The organism is Thiomonas arsenitoxydans (assembly GCF_000253115.1).
Classification (GTDB): Bacteria; Pseudomonadota; Gammaproteobacteria; order Burkholderiales; family Burkholderiaceae_C; genus Thiomonas; species Thiomonas arsenitoxydans.
In genome coordinates this window covers 1179659-1193952 of record NC_014145.1, presented here as the reverse complement: position 1 = coordinate 1193952, position 14294 = coordinate 1179659, and the positions used below count along the sequence as shown (strand labels likewise).

Here is a 14294-nt window from a genome sequence, read left to right as displayed (position 1 = left end):
ATGCAGCAAATGCTATTCACTTTTATTTGTAATTCAATCGCATTTACTCCTGCTCACACTTCTTTCGTTCTTCGCCAACCATCAAATCAGCTTGCACAGCAATAGCGCATTCAGTGCGATGATCAGCGCCGTCACCGCCCACCCAACCCAGCGCACCGTCGGCCGATTGACCAATTCGCCCATCAAACCCCGGTTGGAGGTGAACAGCAGCAAGGGCACGAGTGCGAAGGGAATGCCGAACGACAGCACCACCTGCGAAAACACCAGCGTGCGCGTCGGATCGATGCCCAACATCACCACCCCGACAGCCGGCAAGCTGGTGACCAGACGGCGCACCCACAGCGGCACGGTGAAACCCACCAGCCCCTGCATCACCACCTGCCCCGCCATCGTGCCCACCACACTGCTCGAAATGCCGCTGGCCAGCAGCGCCAGGGCGAACACCGTGGCCGCCCCAGCGCCCAGCATCGGCGTGAGAGTGCGATAGGCCTCGCTCAGATCATTGGCCGCGAGGCCCTGCTGATGAAAGGTGGCCGCAGCCACCGCCAGCATGGCCATATTGATCAGACCGGCCAGCCCCATCGCCAGCATCACGTCCTTCCAGGCGAAACGCATCAGCAGCGCCCTGCGCTGAACCGGCACCTGAATGCGCCGCTGCGTCAGGCTGGAATGCAGATAGATGACGTGCGGCATGACGGTCGCCCCCAGAATGCCCACGGCCAGATACACCGCATCGGAGCTGCCGCCGAAACTCGGCCTCAGCGTGCCTTGGAGGATGGGCAGCAAGGCCGGATGGCTCAGCGCCAGTTGCAGGCCGTAGCCCAGCGCAATCACTCCCACCAGCGCGGCCACCACCAGTTCCAGCGGACGAAAACCCTTGCGCTCCAGCGTCAGAATGCCCATCACCACGACAAACGCCGCCAGCACCGAAGCCCCCATGGGCAGGCCGAACAGCAGATGCAGCGCCAGCGCCGCGCCGAGAAACTCCGCCAGATCGGTCATCATCGCCACGATCTCGGCCTGCACCCAGTAAAACCACACCAGCTTGCGCGGGAAACGCTCGCGGATGAGTTCCGGCAAATTGCGTCCGGTGGCGATGCCCAGCTTGGCCGACAGACCCTGCACCAGAATCGCCGCCAGATTGGCCCAGAGCACCACCCACAGCAGGGTGTAGCCATGCTGCGCGCCCGCCTGAATGTTGGTGGCGAAGTTGCCCGGATCGACATACGCCACCGAGGCCACCACCGCCGGGCCAATAAAAGGCAAGATTCGCCGCAGCCCCTGCACGCTTTTTGGGTCTCCGCTCAGGGCGACATGCGCGGCCTGAGCGGTGCGTTGATCGAGTGTGGAGGCATACGACATGACCTTCTCCCTGCTGAACGTCTTTTCGATAATTTATGTCAATTACCGTAACTTTCTAATTGGATTTGAATATGGAAGTCTTAGCGCGGAACAATGCGGCAACCGGCGCGAAATTTGCTCTTCGGCAGACACCGCACCGCCCGCCGGTTTTGCATCACAAATTAAACTGTGGCACTTTCACCCTGCGTTGCGGAGAACCCATGAGCATCGAGCAAGCCCGTTTCAACATGATCGAGCAGCAGATCCGTCCCTGGAATGTGCTGGACGCCGGCATCCTCGAACTGCTGGGCAGCGTGCGCCGCGAAGACTTCGTGCCCGCGGCCTATCGCGGTCTGGCCTTCATGGACACCGAAATTCCCCTGCCCTGCGGCCAGAACATGCTCGCCCCCAAGGTAGAGGCGCGCATCCTGCAAGAACTCGCGGTGCGCAAGGATGAATGGGTGCTCGAAATCGGCGCGGGCAGCGGCTTCATGGCCGCGCTGCTCGGCCACCGCGCCGCTGCGGTGCAGACCCTGGAAATTCATGAAGAACTGGTGACCATGGCGCGCGCCAACCTGCAGCGCGCCGGCATGAACAACGTCACCGTCGAGCAGGCCGATGGCGCGCACTACGCCAAAAGCGCCGAATTCGATGTGATCGTGCTCTCCGGCTCGGTCGCGCAAATTCCGCAAGACCTGCTGCAACGCCTCAAACCGGGCGGGCGGCTGGCGGCCATCGTCGGCGACGAACCCGTGATGCGCGCGCAGATCGTCACCCGCGCCACCGCCACCGACTTCCGCACCCGCGATCTGTTCGATACCGTGGCCACGCGGCTGGAGCATTTCCCCGAGCCGTCGCGCTTCCAATTCTGAACAGAGAGGGTGTGAATGACTCCGCCATGCCCGCTCATCGCGCCCAAAGCGTCCCACTCGGCGTTGCAAATGCGCGCCGTGCCGACGGGCACGGCTGTGCTTTGCGCCTTGACTGGAACCCTCTGGGTGCACTGCTCTGTCACGCCGGACTCATTCACACCCTCTGACAAAACAAGGACTCCCTGATGATCAAGCAACTCAGCGTGCGCGAACTAGCCGACAAGATCGAAGCCGCCACCGCCCCCATCACCGATTGGCAATTCCTCGACGTGCGCGAGCCCTGGGAATTTCAAATGGCGGCGATCAAGCATCCGCACTGCCCCGTGACCCACATCCCCATGAGTATCGTGCCCCTGCGGCAAAACGAGCTCGATCAGAGCAAGCCGCTGGTCGTCATCTGCCGCAGCGGCAACCGCAGCATGATGATCGCCCGTTTTCTGGAGCAAAACGGCTTCGGCGAGTTGTACAACCTCAACGGTGGCATGACCGCCTGGTCGCGCGAAATCGACCCTTCGGTGCCGATTTACTGATCCGCTTCCGGGCGCTGCGAAAGCGCCTTCCCCGCGTTCTCCACAATCCAATCCGCCTGGCGCTGCGCCGCGCCCTGGTGCGCCGCGGCGAAGGCGCGGGCGCTCTGGCTCGCCTGTTGCCGCAAAGGCGGGTCGTCGAGCCAACGCGCAAAAGCCGCCCACACCTGCGCCGCATCCGCCGCCTGCACTGCGGCCCCGCCGTCGATCGCTGCCTGAGCCGCTGCAGCGAAGTTGAACTGCGACGGCCCCAGCACCACGGGGCAGCCGCAAGCGCAGGCTTCGATCAGGTTCTGCCCGCCCAGCGGCAGCAGGCTGCCGCCGATGAACGCCGCATCGGCCATGGCGTAGTAAGCCGCCATCTCGCCCAGTGAGTCGCCCAGCCACACGGCAGTCTCGGCCGTCGGGGCCCCCATGCTGCGGCGCTGCACGGCGTGGCCTTGACCCGCGAGAAGTTGCGCGACCGCATCGAAGCGCTGCGGATGGCGCGGCACCCAAACTAGCAGTGCCCGCTGCGCCAGCGCCAAAGGCAGCGCGGCCAGCAGCAACGCCTCCTCGCTCTGCCCGCCCTGCTCGCGGGTGGACGCCAGCAGCAACACTGGGCGCGCAGCAGCCGCCTTCCACTGTTCGCCGAGTTGCATCAGCGCGGGGTCGGGTCGCATGTCGAACTTCAGATTACCCAGACTCGTCGCCTGCGCCGCTCCCAGCGCCTGAATGCGCCGTGCATCTTCCGGCGTTTGCGCCGCAGCGTACAAGCCGCCCCAGGCCACGCGCGCCAAGGACGGCCAGCGCTGCCAACGGCTCGCACTGCGCGCGCTCAGCCGTGCATTAGTCAGCAGCACCGGCACCCCGGCTGCGCGACATTGCTCGGCCAGATTCGGCCACACCTCGGTTTCCATCAGCACCGCCGCACGCGGCTGAAACCGGCGCAGAAAACGCCGCATCGGCCCCGGCAGGTCATACGGCAGCCAGACCTGCACATCGCCGGGCTGCAGCAGCTCAGCCCCGGCGGCGCGGCCAGTGGCGGTCATATGCGTCAGCAAAAGCTGCATCTGCGGCAACTTCTCGCGCAGCGCCTCGATCAGCGGCGCAGCGGCGCGGGTTTCGCCCAGAGACACCGCATGTACCCAGATCCGCGGCCCCGCAGTTGTCGCAGAAGCCGACTTGCCGTTGAACCATCCCAGCCGCTCTGCCCAATACTGCCGATACAGCGGCTCGGCGCGGCCGCGCCACCATAGCCGCAGCAAGGCAAAGGGCAAAACCAGCCGCCAGAGCAGGCCATAAACCCGCAAGGTCAGTTTCATGCCGGGGAGCGGCGATTCGCAGCCGCTGCCAGCACGTCCCGCGTGGCATTCAGCACCTCGTCCACAGCAGGCTGCTGGCCGGTGTCACCCAGACTGCGCCAGGGCCCCGCCGACTCGAAATCCACACTATGCGGCGACGAGCCGGTGTAAACAGCCACCGCGGGCGTGCCCACTGCGGCAGCGAGATAGAGCAGACCGGTATCGACTCCAACCACCACGCTGGCCGCACGCAACACCCGCATCCATTCGGCTAGGCCGAAGGCAGCGGGGGCAACGCAAGCGCGTGTCATCGTGACGTCGGACGCTGCGGCATTCACCGACTCGGCCAGACGCTCAGCGCGGGCACGCTCGGCTGCATTGCCCCAGGCGAACACCCCGATCCGACCTTGCGCCGCAAGCGCTCGACCCAGAGCGACCCAGCGCGCTTCCTCCCACAGCTTGCGGTCTTTGGCGGTGGCGCTTAGCAGCAAGGCATAGGGTGCATCGCCAGCCAGCCATGCGGGGCGCTCGGCCTGCAGGCTCAGGCCGTATTGCGGCTTGCCCTGCGGGGCATAGCGCAAGGCCCAGGCGACCAGCGCCCGGTAGCGCGGCACAGCAGCCTCGGTGCGATGCAAGTCGGTCTTCTGACGATGGGCGTAGAACAAGGGCGCGAGCGCCTCGCGTGCGTTGCCCCACGACAGGCCATAGAGCGGCCCGCGCGCCAGCCGGGCGATGAGGGCGCTTTTCACCAGCCCTTGCAAATCGATCACGGCGTCATAGGTCTCGGCGCGCAAACCAGCCTTCCACTCCCGCCATTCCTGCCGAATTTCTGGGCGCCAGAACTGCTTGCGCCAGCGCCGCAGCGCCAGCGGAATCACTCGCCTGACCCCGGAATGGGCGCGCACGATGTCGGCGTAGGCCTCCTCGACCAGCCAGTCGATTTTCGCCCCCGGATGCGCGGCCAGGATGTCGTGCACCACCGGCAGCGCGTGCACCACATCGCCCATCGAGCTGGTCTTGACGATCAGCACGCGCAAGGGCGGTGTGGACGGATTCAATACCGTGGTCAAAATGGCAGTATCAACGAAGCATCGAGCGCCAGCAACGCGGCGCGGAACTCGGCCTGAATCCGCGCCAGCGCCGCTGCATCAGCGCCCTCGAATCGCAGCACCACGCAGGGCGTCGTGTTGGAGGGCCGCGCCAAGCCGAAGCCATCGGCGTAGTCGGCACGCACGCCGTCGATGGTGGAAATATTCGAAGCGCCGGGAAAGCGGCCCTCTCGCTGCAAACGCTCGCACAGCGTGAAGTTGGCGCCCTCGGCCGTCTGCAGCTTCAGCTCCGGGGTGGAGACGGAATCGGGCAGGGCTTCGAGCACGGCCCCCGCATTCTCGGCACGAGAAAGAATTTCCAGCAGCCGCGCCGCACCATACTGCGCGTCGTCGAAGCCGTACCAGCGATCCTTGAAAAAGATGTGGCCGCTCATCTCGCCAGCCAGCGGCGCGTCGATTTCTTTCATCTTGGCCTTGACCAGCGAATGCCCGGTGCGGCCCATCACCGGCTCGCCGCCATGCCGACGCACCCAGGCGGGCAGCTGCGCGGTGCATTTCACGTCGAACAGAATGGGCGCGCCGGGATGGCGCTCCAGCACATCGGCGGCGTAGAGCATGAGCTGGCGATCGGGCCAGATGACGGCCCCACTGGGCGTGACCACGCCGAGACGGTCGCCGTCGCCATCAAACGCCAGCCCCAGTTCGGCGCCGGTGTCGAGCACGGTGCGGATGAGATCTTCGAGGTTGCGCGGATCGGCGGGGTCGGGATGATGGTTGGGAAAGGTGCCATCGACTTCGCAGTACAACTCCACCACCTCGCAGCCCAGGCTGCGCAGCAAGCGCGGCGCAAAAGCGCCTGAAACGCCGTTGCCGCAATCGACCACCACTTTCATCGGCCGCGCCAGCTTGATGTCGCCTTCGATGCGGCCCAGATAGTCCTCGACGATGGAGGCCTGCCGCGCGCTACCTTGTCCTTGTGCGAAGGCTTCGCTGCGGGTCAGCGCGAGCAATTCCTGAATCTGCTCGCCGAACAGGGCATTGCCGCCGAGCACCATTTTCAGACCGTTGTACTCGGGCGGATTGTGGCTGCCGGTGATCTGAATGCCGCTGACCACCGGCGTGGTGGCGCAGGCGTAATACAGCATGGGCGTGGCGTTCATGCCCAGATCGATCACGTCCACGCCCCCGGCGCGCAAACCGTCGCTAAGCGCCTGCGCCAGCGCCGGGCCGGATAGACGCCCGTCGCGGCTGATATTCACCGCCGTCTCGCCATTGCGCCGCGCCAGCGTGGCGAAGGCCTGGCCGATCGCGCGGCAGGCGTCCTCGGTCAGCGTTTTGCCAACGATGCCGCGAATGTCGTAGGCCTTGAAAATCGTGGGATCGAGCTGCGCCATGCGGGGCTCCGGTGAGATGCATTGTCGAGAAGAGCGCGCAAGCGTCAACTTGCGTCATTACGATGATGCGTTTGGTAAACCACGCATTTTAGGGAGAGGCTTTGGCAACGTACCTGATCGGCGATGTGCAAGGCTGCGCCGACGCCTTCGACGCCCTGCTCGACGCGCTGCAGTTCGACCCGGCGCACGACCGGCTCATCGTGCTGGGCGACCTGGTCAATCGCGGCCCGCAGTCGCTCGCCAGCATGGAGCGGCTGATGGCGCTGGGCGACAGCGCGCAATGTCTGCTGGGCAATCACGACCTGCATCTGCTGGCCGTGGCGCATGGCGTGCGCAAGGCGCATCGCAGCGACACGCTCGACGACATCCTGCAATCACCACGGCGCACGGAGCTGATCGACTGGGTGCGCCGCCGCCCGCTGGCGCTGATGGAGCGTGGCTGGCTGCTGGTGCACGCCGGGGTGTTGCCGCAATGGTCGGCCGACAAAACCGTGCAACTCGCCGCCGAGGTGGAGCGCCGCCTGCGCGCGCCCGATTACGTCGATTTCCTGCGCGTGATGTTCGGCAATCAGCCCGACGAATGGAGCGAGAGTCTGGCGGGGTTCGACCGTCTGCGCATCGTGGTCAACACCCTCACCCGCGCCCGTTTTCTGCAGGCCAGCGGCCCGAATCGGGGACGACTGGATTTTCACAACAAGCAGGCCAGCGCCAACGGCGCCTCCTCCGAACTCCTGCCCTGGTTCGCCCTGCCGCAGCGCGAGACCGCGCAGACTCCCATCGCCTTCGGCCATTGGTCCACCCTGGGCCTGCGCTGGGAACACAACGCGCTATGCCTGGACAGCGGCTGCCTGTGGGGCGGCGCGCTCAGCGCATTGAAGCTGCCGCCCGCGGGTCAGCCTTGGCTGGACATCACCCAGATCCCCTGCACCCGCAGCCTGGCGCCCATGCCGGACTGAGCTGCAAGGCCCCTGGCTTGCTGCGCAAGCCGCCCCGAGGGGGATAACTGACATCGACCTGACTGTCGACCTCTGTGCTTTCCCGCTGGCCCGCCTCAGCGGTGCGGGCTAAAGTGGGCGCATAACAACATCAGGAGACTTCGATGCAGATCAGCCATCCCATCAGCCACCCCGGCGCCCATGCCGGTTTTGTGCAGGCGCGCGACCTGCTGCAGCGCCACCGCACCGAATACGCCCGCGCCTACGCCGATTTCCGCTGGCCCGCGCTCGACCGCTTCAACTGGGCGCTCGATTATTTCGATCCAATGGCCCAAGGCAATGACGCGATTGCGCTGTGGATCGTGGAAGAAGACGGCAGCGAGGCGCGCTACAGCTTTGCCGACATGGCGCAGCGCTCGGCGCGCATGGCCAACTTCCTGCGCGCGGGCGGCGTGGCGCGCGGCGACCGCGTGCTGCTCATGCTGCCCAACTGCATCGAGCTGTGGGACGCCATGCTCGCCTGCATCAAACTCGGCGCGGTGATGATTCCCGCCACCACCCTGCTCACCCCCACCGACCTCCAAGACCGCATCGTCCGCGGCGGCGTGCGGCATGTGATCTGCCTGCCGGCCGACACCGCCAAATTCCACGATCTGCCGCAAACCATCTGGACGCAGGTACAAGGCCGTTTCACCGCAGGCAGCGCGCCCATCGGTTGGACAGCGCTTGCCGGGGCGCAAACAGCGGCCGCCGACTTCGCGCCCGAGGCCGACACCCGCGCCACCGATCCGCTGCTGCTCTACTTCACCTCCGGCACCACCTCCAAGCCCAAGCTGGTGCTGCACACCCATCAAAGCTATCCCGTGGGTGCGCTGGCCACGATGTACTGGATCGGCCTGCAGCCCGGCGATGTGCACTGGAACATCAGCTCCCCCGGTTGGGCCAAGCACGCGTGGAGCAGTTTTTTCGCCCCCTGGAACGCCGGCGCGGCGATCTTCGCCTTCAACCAAAGCCGATTCAACGCCGCGGCCACGCTGCAAACCCTGTCGCGCTGCGGCATCACCACCCTGTGCGCGCCGCCCACGGTGTGGCGCATGCTCATTCAGGAAGATTTGAAGCGCTATCCGGTCAAACTGCGCGAACTGGTGGGCGCTGGTGAGCCGCTCAACCCGGAAGTGATCGAGCGGGTGCGCGCCGCCTGGGGCATCACCATCCGCGACGGCTACGGCCAGACCGAGACCTGTGCGCTCATCGGCAACAGCCCCGGCCAGCCGCTCAAACCCGGCGCCATGGGCCGCCCCATGCCGGGCTACCGCATCCGCCTGGTCGATGTGGACGGCAACTCAGAGGAAGAAGGCGAAGTCTGCGTCGAGACCGAGCCGCGCCCCACCGGTCTGCTGGTCGAATATGCGGGCGATGCCGAGAAAACCGCGCAGGTCATGCACGACGGCCTCTACCACACCGGCGACGTGGCGCAACGCGACGCCGACGGTTATTACACCTTCGTTGGCCGCACCGACGACGTGTTCAAGTCCTCCGACTACCGCATCAGCCCGTTCGAGCTGGAAAGCCTGCTGATCGAACATCCCGCCGTGGCCGAGGCCGCCGTGGTGCCCTGCCCGGATGCGCTGCGGCTGACCATCCCCAAAGCCTTCGTGTCATGCCGCGTCGGCTTTACGCCCAGCGCCGAACTGGCCCGAGACATTCTGCTGTTCGTGCGCGAACGCGCCGCGCCTTACAAGCGCATCCGCCGCATCGAGTTCTTCGACCTGCCCAAGACCATCTCGGGCAAGATTCGCCGGGTTGAGTTGCGCAAAATCGAAATCGACCGTGCGGCAGGGGTGCGAGGCGACCTGGAGTTTTACGAAGACGATCTCCCGGGCTGAAAGCGCCGCGCTCCGTCTCTAAAATCGCGGCCTTGCTCACCCACAAGCCCCCCCATGATCCACAACGAACTCGACGTCCTGACCGAACTGGTGCCGCTGGGTAACAGCCTGAAGGTCATCGAACTGGGTTGCGGTAGCGCCCGGCTGCTCACCGAGCTGCTGCAGTGCTGCCCGGCCTGCGAAGCGCTGGCGCTGGAAGTCGATGCCGTCCAGCACGCCAAGAATCTGGCGCGTCTGCCCGAAATGCTTGCACCGCGGCTGCGCTTCGTGCAGCAGAGCGCCACGGCCATACCGGCCGCGGACTGCGGCTTCGATCTGGCGCTGATGCTCAAGTCGCTGCACCACATTCCGCAGGGCGCCATGCAGACCGCACTGGCGGAAACCTGGCGCGTGCTGCGTCCGGGCGGCTGGCTCTACGTCTCGGAGCCGGTTTATGAAGGCGCGCTCAACGACATCGTCAAGCTCTACAACGACGAAGGCCCGGTGCGCGCCGCAGCGCAGGCCGCGCTCGACCGGGCCCTGTCAACCGGGCAATGGCAGCAGACCGCCGAGCGCCGCTTCGACATGCCCGCGCACTTCCCCAACTGGGAGTCTTTCGAGCAGCGCATGCTCTACCCCAGCTTCGCCGATCATCAGATCACCGACGATTTGCGGCAGCGCGTCAAGGCCGCCTTCGACCCGCATTGCCGCGCCGACGGCGCGCACTTCACTCGCCCGATGCACGTGCGGCTGCTGCAAAAGCAAGCGGTTTGATTCACCTCGCCACAACCAACCCAAGCCCCATCGCCGCGAGAGCGCACAAGGCGAGCCCCTGCAGCGCGGAGTGCATGCCAAGACCAGCGCTCAAAAAAGGGCCGAGAAAACTGGCGAAAGCAAAGGCGCCGAACAGCAGGCCAAACGCCGCCTCGCTGTGGCGCTCGGCCACATGCGCGGCCAAGGCAGGCAGCTTGCCCGCCATGCCGCCGAAGGCCAGGCCGATGAGCAGCGGATAGGCGGCAAAGGCCCCCACGCCGTAGCCGTGCAACACCCCCAGCAACAAAAGCGCGGCAAGCGCGTTGAGGCCCAGCGCCGCCGCGCGACTGAAGCGCGGTGAAATCCAGTCGGCCAGAAACCCGAATCCCAGCCGTCCCACTCCGTTGCCCAAGGCCATCAGAGACACCGCCAACACACCCAGCGCCGAACTGACGCCGATGGCCTTGGTGAGATGCCCGATTGTGGCAAAAGAGGCGGAACCCAGCGGAGTGGCCATCAGAACGATGACCAGCGCCCATTGCAAGGGTCGCTGCTTGAGCAGAACCATCAGCGGCAGGGGGTCCGTTTGGCGCCTCGGCGCCGCGGGCGCCACCGGCAGAAAGGCCCAAGCGATCCACCCCACGGCCGCATACAAGCCGAGCAGCGCGGCAAGCGAGGGCCGCCAGCCTATGAGGCGGTTGATCTCATCGAACAAGGGCGCACTGATCACGGACGACATGCCATAGAGCGCCAGGAGCGCGCCACCCAGAGAACCGCGGCGCTGCGGGTAAAGACGCGAAACCAGGGCGATGCAGGCGGCGGTCGACAAACCCGCGCCGACGCCCAGCGCCAGCAGGCTGTAACCCAGCATGAACGCCACGGGCGAGGCCGTCAGAAGGCCGATGCCCCCGCCCACGGTGAAACAGGTCAGCGCCCACGCCAGCAGCGTCTTCGGCGCCAGGCGATGAAGCGCGCGCCCCGCCAGAATGACGGCGGGAAGCAAACCCAGCGGGGTGAGCGAGAACGCGAGATCAAGCGTGGCCTGCGGCCAGCCACTCTGGACGTGGATGGCCGGGGAAATCGTTCCCCAGGAATAGATCAGCCCGAAAATGAACTGAAACGGCATCAGCAAGACAAAGGGAGTCCATCGGCGCATAGGTCGTCATCTAAAGGCAGCATTCGAGCGTGTCGCCAGGAATGGCCTGACCGCTGCATAGTAGGTACGGCCAACCCTTAAACTTGGTTGCCCACGCACCCCTTTCAAGGATGACACTGCACATGCGCGATCACTCGAACTGCGACATGCCCCACAACCTTGCAAGCTGGGAGCAGTTGTTGTCTCGCCGGTTCGTGCCAGGCCACACCAGCCTCACCTGCCCTGGCCCGGGAGGACACATCGGGCAGGAGGTTTTCGCAGGGGCGTTGAGCATGACGCCCCTGACCTTGCAACCGCAGATCATCACGCACAGCGCGCAGCATCTGTCCGCTTTATCGGCGGATGTTCGCGATACCGTCTTGAGCCATATCGTCATCGAGGGCGAAGGTGTGATCGAGCAGAAAGGAGCCACGCTGCGCTTTCGCGCCGGTGATCTATCGTTTCGCAACCTGCAACAACCTTCGCGCATCGTCTTCGAAACGCCCGCCCGTCTGATCGCCGTGAGAATGCCGCGCGGCGCCTTGCTGTGGCATCAGGCCAGAAGCGATCGTCGGCAGCTTCTGCGGCCAAGAGTCGTCGCCTCATACGGTCTGCACACGCTGCTGCCCGCATCAGATCAAGGTTCGGTCAGCAGCCTGTATGCGGGATTCGCGCTGCCCTGGCTGTTCGCGGCGGCCTATTACAGCATCGAGCGAGATGCCGAACCGGCCAAACCGCCGAACGCCACCCGCTGGCAGCAGGTTCTGTCCTACGTCGAAACCCATCTGTTCGATGCGTCGGCCCTATCGCCCGCTGACTGCGCGCGGGCTGTGGGCATCTCAGAGCGATATCTCTACCGGCTCGCATCGCTGCGCGGCATCACCTTTTCCCGGCTGGTGAAACACCGAAGGCTTGAGACCGCCCGCGCGCTCCTTGAACACCCGGCCTCGCGTCATGTGTCGATTGCCTCCGTCGCTTATCAATGCGGCTTCACCGAGCCTGCGCACTTCAGCCGCGCCTATCGACAGCATTTCGGTCAGTCGCCGCGCCAGAGCCGCAAGTCCTCGACAGCGACTCGGTAAACGCTGAGCGGCTTCGTCAGTCGCTACGGAAGGCTCACCCCGCCACTTCCGGATCGATACCCGCCACCGGCACGCGCAGGAAGTGCTCGCGGTAATGGCGCAACTCGTCGATGGATTCCTGAATGTCGGCCAGCGCGGTGTGGGCCTGCTGCTTCTTGAAGGCGCTCACCAGCTCGGGGCGCCAGCGCCGCGCCAGTTCCTTGAGGGTGCTCACGTCGAGGTTGCGGTAATGGAAATAGGCTTCCAGCTCGGGCATGCCCCGGGCCATGAAACGGCGATCCTGGCAAATGGTGTTGCCGCACATCGGCGACTTGCCAGCGGGCACGTATTTTTTGAGGAAAGCGATGATCGCCTTGCTGGCCTGCGCTTCGTCCACCGTGCTGGCGCGCACCCGGTCGGTGAGGCCGGATTTGCCGTGGGTGTTCTGGTTCCAGGCGTCCATGCCGGCCAGCACCGCATCGCTTTGATGGATGGCCAGCACCGGCCCTTCCACGCGCACGGTGAGCTGCGGGTCGGTCACGACCACGGCCACTTCGATGATGCGATCGGTGTCGGGATTCAGCCCCGTCATCTCCATGTCGACCCAGATGAGGTTGTCGTCGTGACAGGTGAGGATGGAAGCGGCAGGCGTGGCGGAATCGGACATGAAATGCATTCAAGTAGGGGAATGGCGGCGGCGGGTCGCGAGGACAGGCCGGGTGGGATAATCTGACTGAACCTAAGACTGACAAGGATTTTCGCATGAGCCCGCAACATCTTGCCCTCGCCTGGAGCGCGCTGTTCGCCGCCGCGCTGATTGGCGGCACGGCGCTGAAGCTCTGGCTGGCCCAGCGGCAGCAGCGCCATGTGCTCGCGCACCGTGATGCCGTGCCCGCGCCATTCCGCGCCAGCATTTCGCTCGAAGCCCACCAGAAGGCCGCTGACTACACCGTGGCGAAACTGCGCTTTGGTCTGTGGACGACGCTGTTCTCCGCCATGATCGTGCTGGTGTGGACGCTCGAAGGCGGGCTGCAGTTGCTCAACGGCTGGGTGAGCGCCACTTTCGGCACCGCTTTGGGAGGCCAGCTTGCGCTGCTGGTGGCCTTCGCCGTGATCGGTTCGCTGCTCGATCTGCCCTGGGAAGTGGCGCGCACTTTCGGGCTGGAATCGCGCTTCGGTTTCAACCGGCTCACCCCGCGCATGTTCGTGGTCGATCTGCTCAAAAACGCGCTGGTCGGCGCGGTGCTCATGCTGCCGCTGGCCCTGCTGGTGCTCTGGATCATGCAGGTGGCCGGGGGTTGGTGGTGGCTGTGGGCTTGGGCGGGGCTTACGGCTTTCAGCCTGCTGATGATGGTGGCGTATCCGCTAGTGATCGCGCCGTTGTTCAACAAGTTTCAGCCGCTGCCCGACGGCGAGGTGAAAACCCGCGCGCAGGCGCTCATGCAGCGCTGTGACTTTGCGCTGTCCGGCCTGTTCGTCATGGACGGTTCGCGTCGCAGCGCGCACGCCAACGCCTACTTCACCGGCATGGGCGCGGCGCGGCGCGTGGTGCTGTTCGACACCCTGCTCGGCCAGCTTAGCCCGGCGCAGATCGAAGGCGTGCTGGCGCACGAGGTCGGGCACTACAAGCGTCATCACATTCTCAAGCGCATGGCGGTGATGTTCGGCATCAGTCTGGCGGGCTTTGCGCTGCTGGGGTGGCTGTCGAACCAGGTGTGGTTCTACGTCGGTCTGGGCGTCATGCCCAATCTGTTCGCCCCCAACCATGCACTCGCGCTCATTCTGTTCAGTCTGGCGCTGCCGGTGTTTGCGGTGTTTTTCAGCCCACTGGGTGCGGCCACTTCGCGCAAACATGAATTCGAGGCCGACGCCTACGCGGCCCAGCACAGCGACGCCCGCGCGCTAGGCGAAGCCCTCGTCACCCTCTACCGCGACAATGCCAGCACGCTCACGCCCGACCCCGTCTATGTGCGCTTTTATTACAGCCACCCGCCCGCCCTGCAGCGACTGGAACGGCTGGGCGCATTGCCCTCATCCATCGCGCCATCTTCGGCCCACACTCCGGCGACAGCCTGAACA

Annotated in this window: 13 protein-coding genes; 7 read left to right on the top strand and 6 right to left on the bottom strand. The window is 65.3% G+C overall.

All coding sequences use genetic code 11. The features are described 5' to 3' along the window. Window positions 1–81: 81 nt before the first annotated feature. On the bottom strand, window positions 82–1362 hold the full coding sequence (locus THI_RS05490; protein WP_013105243.1) for an Nramp family divalent metal transporter: 1281 nt from the start codon (window positions 1360–1362) through the stop codon (window positions 82–84). A 200-nt stretch (window positions 1363–1562) separates the two neighbouring features. Between THI_RS05490 and THI_RS05485 the strand changes: the two genes are divergently transcribed. Together THI_RS05485 and THI_RS05480 are read left to right on the top strand one after the other, a co-directional pair. Beyond that, window positions 1563–2213: a protein-L-isoaspartate O-methyltransferase family protein gene (locus THI_RS05485; RefSeq protein ID WP_013105242.1), complete on the top strand. Its 651-nt coding sequence runs from the start codon at window positions 1563–1565 to the stop codon at window positions 2211–2213. 185 nt (window positions 2214–2398) lie between these two features. Further along, the gene (locus THI_RS05480) at window positions 2399–2743 is read left to right on the top strand and encodes a rhodanese-like domain-containing protein (protein WP_013105241.1); all 345 of its coding nucleotides are present in this window, start codon (window positions 2399–2401) and stop codon (window positions 2741–2743) included. Here the strand turns inward: THI_RS05480 and THI_RS05475 are convergent. The 3 genes from THI_RS05475 to THI_RS05465 are packed head-to-tail and all read right to left on the bottom strand — an operon-like array spanning window position 2737 to window position 6466. Next, window positions 2737–4044, bottom strand: coding sequence for a 3-deoxy-D-manno-octulosonic acid transferase (locus tag THI_RS05475; RefSeq protein ID WP_013105240.1), 1308 nt, complete (start codon window positions 4042–4044; stop codon window positions 2737–2739). The genes THI_RS05480 and THI_RS05475 overlap by 7 nt on opposite strands. Next, the gene (gene waaC / locus THI_RS05470; protein WP_013105239.1) at window positions 4041–5093 is read right to left on the bottom strand and encodes a lipopolysaccharide heptosyltransferase I; all 1053 of its coding nucleotides are present in this window, start codon (window positions 5091–5093) and stop codon (window positions 4041–4043) included. Before waaC ends, THI_RS05475 begins: the two co-directional genes overlap by 4 nt. After that, complete coding sequence (locus THI_RS05465) at window positions 5090–6466, bottom strand: phosphomannomutase/phosphoglucomutase (RefSeq protein WP_013105238.1); 1377 nt, start codon at window positions 6464–6466, stop codon at window positions 5090–5092. Before THI_RS05465 ends, waaC begins: the two co-directional genes overlap by 4 nt. 101 nt (window positions 6467–6567) lie before the next feature. Between THI_RS05465 and THI_RS05460 the strand changes: the two genes are divergently transcribed. The 3 genes from THI_RS05460 to THI_RS05450 all read left to right on the top strand — a co-directional run bounded on the left by THI_RS05460 (window position 6568) and on the right by THI_RS05450 (window position 10040). Further along, entirely contained in the window at window positions 6568–7422 is an 855-nt protein-coding gene (locus THI_RS05460; protein WP_013105237.1) for a symmetrical bis(5'-nucleosyl)-tetraphosphatase, read from the top strand. A 143-nt stretch (window positions 7423–7565) separates the two neighbouring features. Continuing rightward, a complete protein-coding gene (locus THI_RS05455; protein ID WP_013105236.1) occupies window positions 7566–9287 on the top strand; it encodes an AMP-binding protein in 1722 nt (573 codons plus the stop codon). A gap of 54 nt (window positions 9288–9341) precedes the next feature. Beyond that, entirely contained in the window at window positions 9342–10040 is a 699-nt protein-coding gene (locus tag THI_RS05450) for a class I SAM-dependent methyltransferase (RefSeq protein ID WP_013105235.1), read from the top strand. 1 nt (window position 10041) lies between these two features. Here THI_RS05450 and THI_RS05445 read toward each other — a convergent pair whose 3' ends face one another. Then, entirely contained in the window at window positions 10042–11175 is a 1134-nt protein-coding gene (locus tag THI_RS05445) for an MFS transporter (RefSeq protein WP_013105234.1), read from the bottom strand. A 146-nt stretch (window positions 11176–11321) separates the two neighbouring features. Between THI_RS05445 and THI_RS05440 the strand changes: the two genes are divergently transcribed. Next, window positions 11322–12236: an AraC family transcriptional regulator gene (locus tag THI_RS05440; RefSeq protein ID WP_231836401.1), complete on the top strand. Its 915-nt coding sequence runs from the start codon at window positions 11322–11324 to the stop codon at window positions 12234–12236. Between the two features lie 34 nt (window positions 12237–12270). Here THI_RS05440 and orn read toward each other — a convergent pair whose 3' ends face one another. Next, on the bottom strand, window positions 12271–12882 hold the full coding sequence (gene orn / locus THI_RS05435) for an oligoribonuclease (RefSeq protein WP_013105232.1): 612 nt from the start codon (window positions 12880–12882) through the stop codon (window positions 12271–12273). 95 nt (window positions 12883–12977) lie between these two features. Here orn and THI_RS05430 point away from each other — a divergent pair, with 95 nt between their 5' ends. Further along, on the top strand, window positions 12978–14291 hold the full coding sequence (locus THI_RS05430; RefSeq protein WP_013105231.1) for a M48 family metallopeptidase: 1314 nt from the start codon (window positions 12978–12980) through the stop codon (window positions 14289–14291). The last annotated feature ends 3 nt before the right edge of the window (window positions 14292–14294 follow it).

Coding starts and splice junctions, on each gene's coding strand:
- THI_RS05475 (WP_013105240.1), bottom strand. CDS start 4,044: ATGAAACTGACCTTGCGGGTTTATGGCCTGCTCTGGCGGCTGGTTTTG.
- THI_RS05490 (WP_013105243.1), bottom strand. CDS start 1,362: ATGTCGTATGCCTCCACACTCGATCAACGCACCGCTCAGGCCGCGCAT.
- THI_RS05450 (WP_013105235.1), top strand. CDS start 9,342: ATGATCCACAACGAACTCGACGTCCTGACCGAACTGGTGCCGCTGGGT.
- THI_RS05440 (WP_231836401.1), top strand. CDS start 11,322: ATGCCCCACAACCTTGCAAGCTGGGAGCAGTTGTTGTCTCGCCGGTTC.
- THI_RS05445 (WP_013105234.1), bottom strand. CDS start 11,175: ATGCGCCGATGGACTCCCTTTGTCTTGCTGATGCCGTTTCAGTTCATT.
- THI_RS05430 (WP_013105231.1), top strand. CDS start 12,978: ATGAGCCCGCAACATCTTGCCCTCGCCTGGAGCGCGCTGTTCGCCGCC.
- THI_RS05455 (WP_013105236.1), top strand. CDS start 7,566: ATGCAGATCAGCCATCCCATCAGCCACCCCGGCGCCCATGCCGGTTTT.
- THI_RS05485 (WP_013105242.1), top strand. CDS start 1,563: ATGAGCATCGAGCAAGCCCGTTTCAACATGATCGAGCAGCAGATCCGT.
- THI_RS05465 (WP_013105238.1), bottom strand. CDS start 6,466: ATGGCGCAGCTCGATCCCACGATTTTCAAGGCCTACGACATTCGCGGC.
- THI_RS05480 (WP_013105241.1), top strand. CDS start 2,399: ATGATCAAGCAACTCAGCGTGCGCGAACTAGCCGACAAGATCGAAGCC.
- orn (WP_013105232.1), bottom strand. CDS start 12,882: ATGTCCGATTCCGCCACGCCTGCCGCTTCCATCCTCACCTGTCACGAC.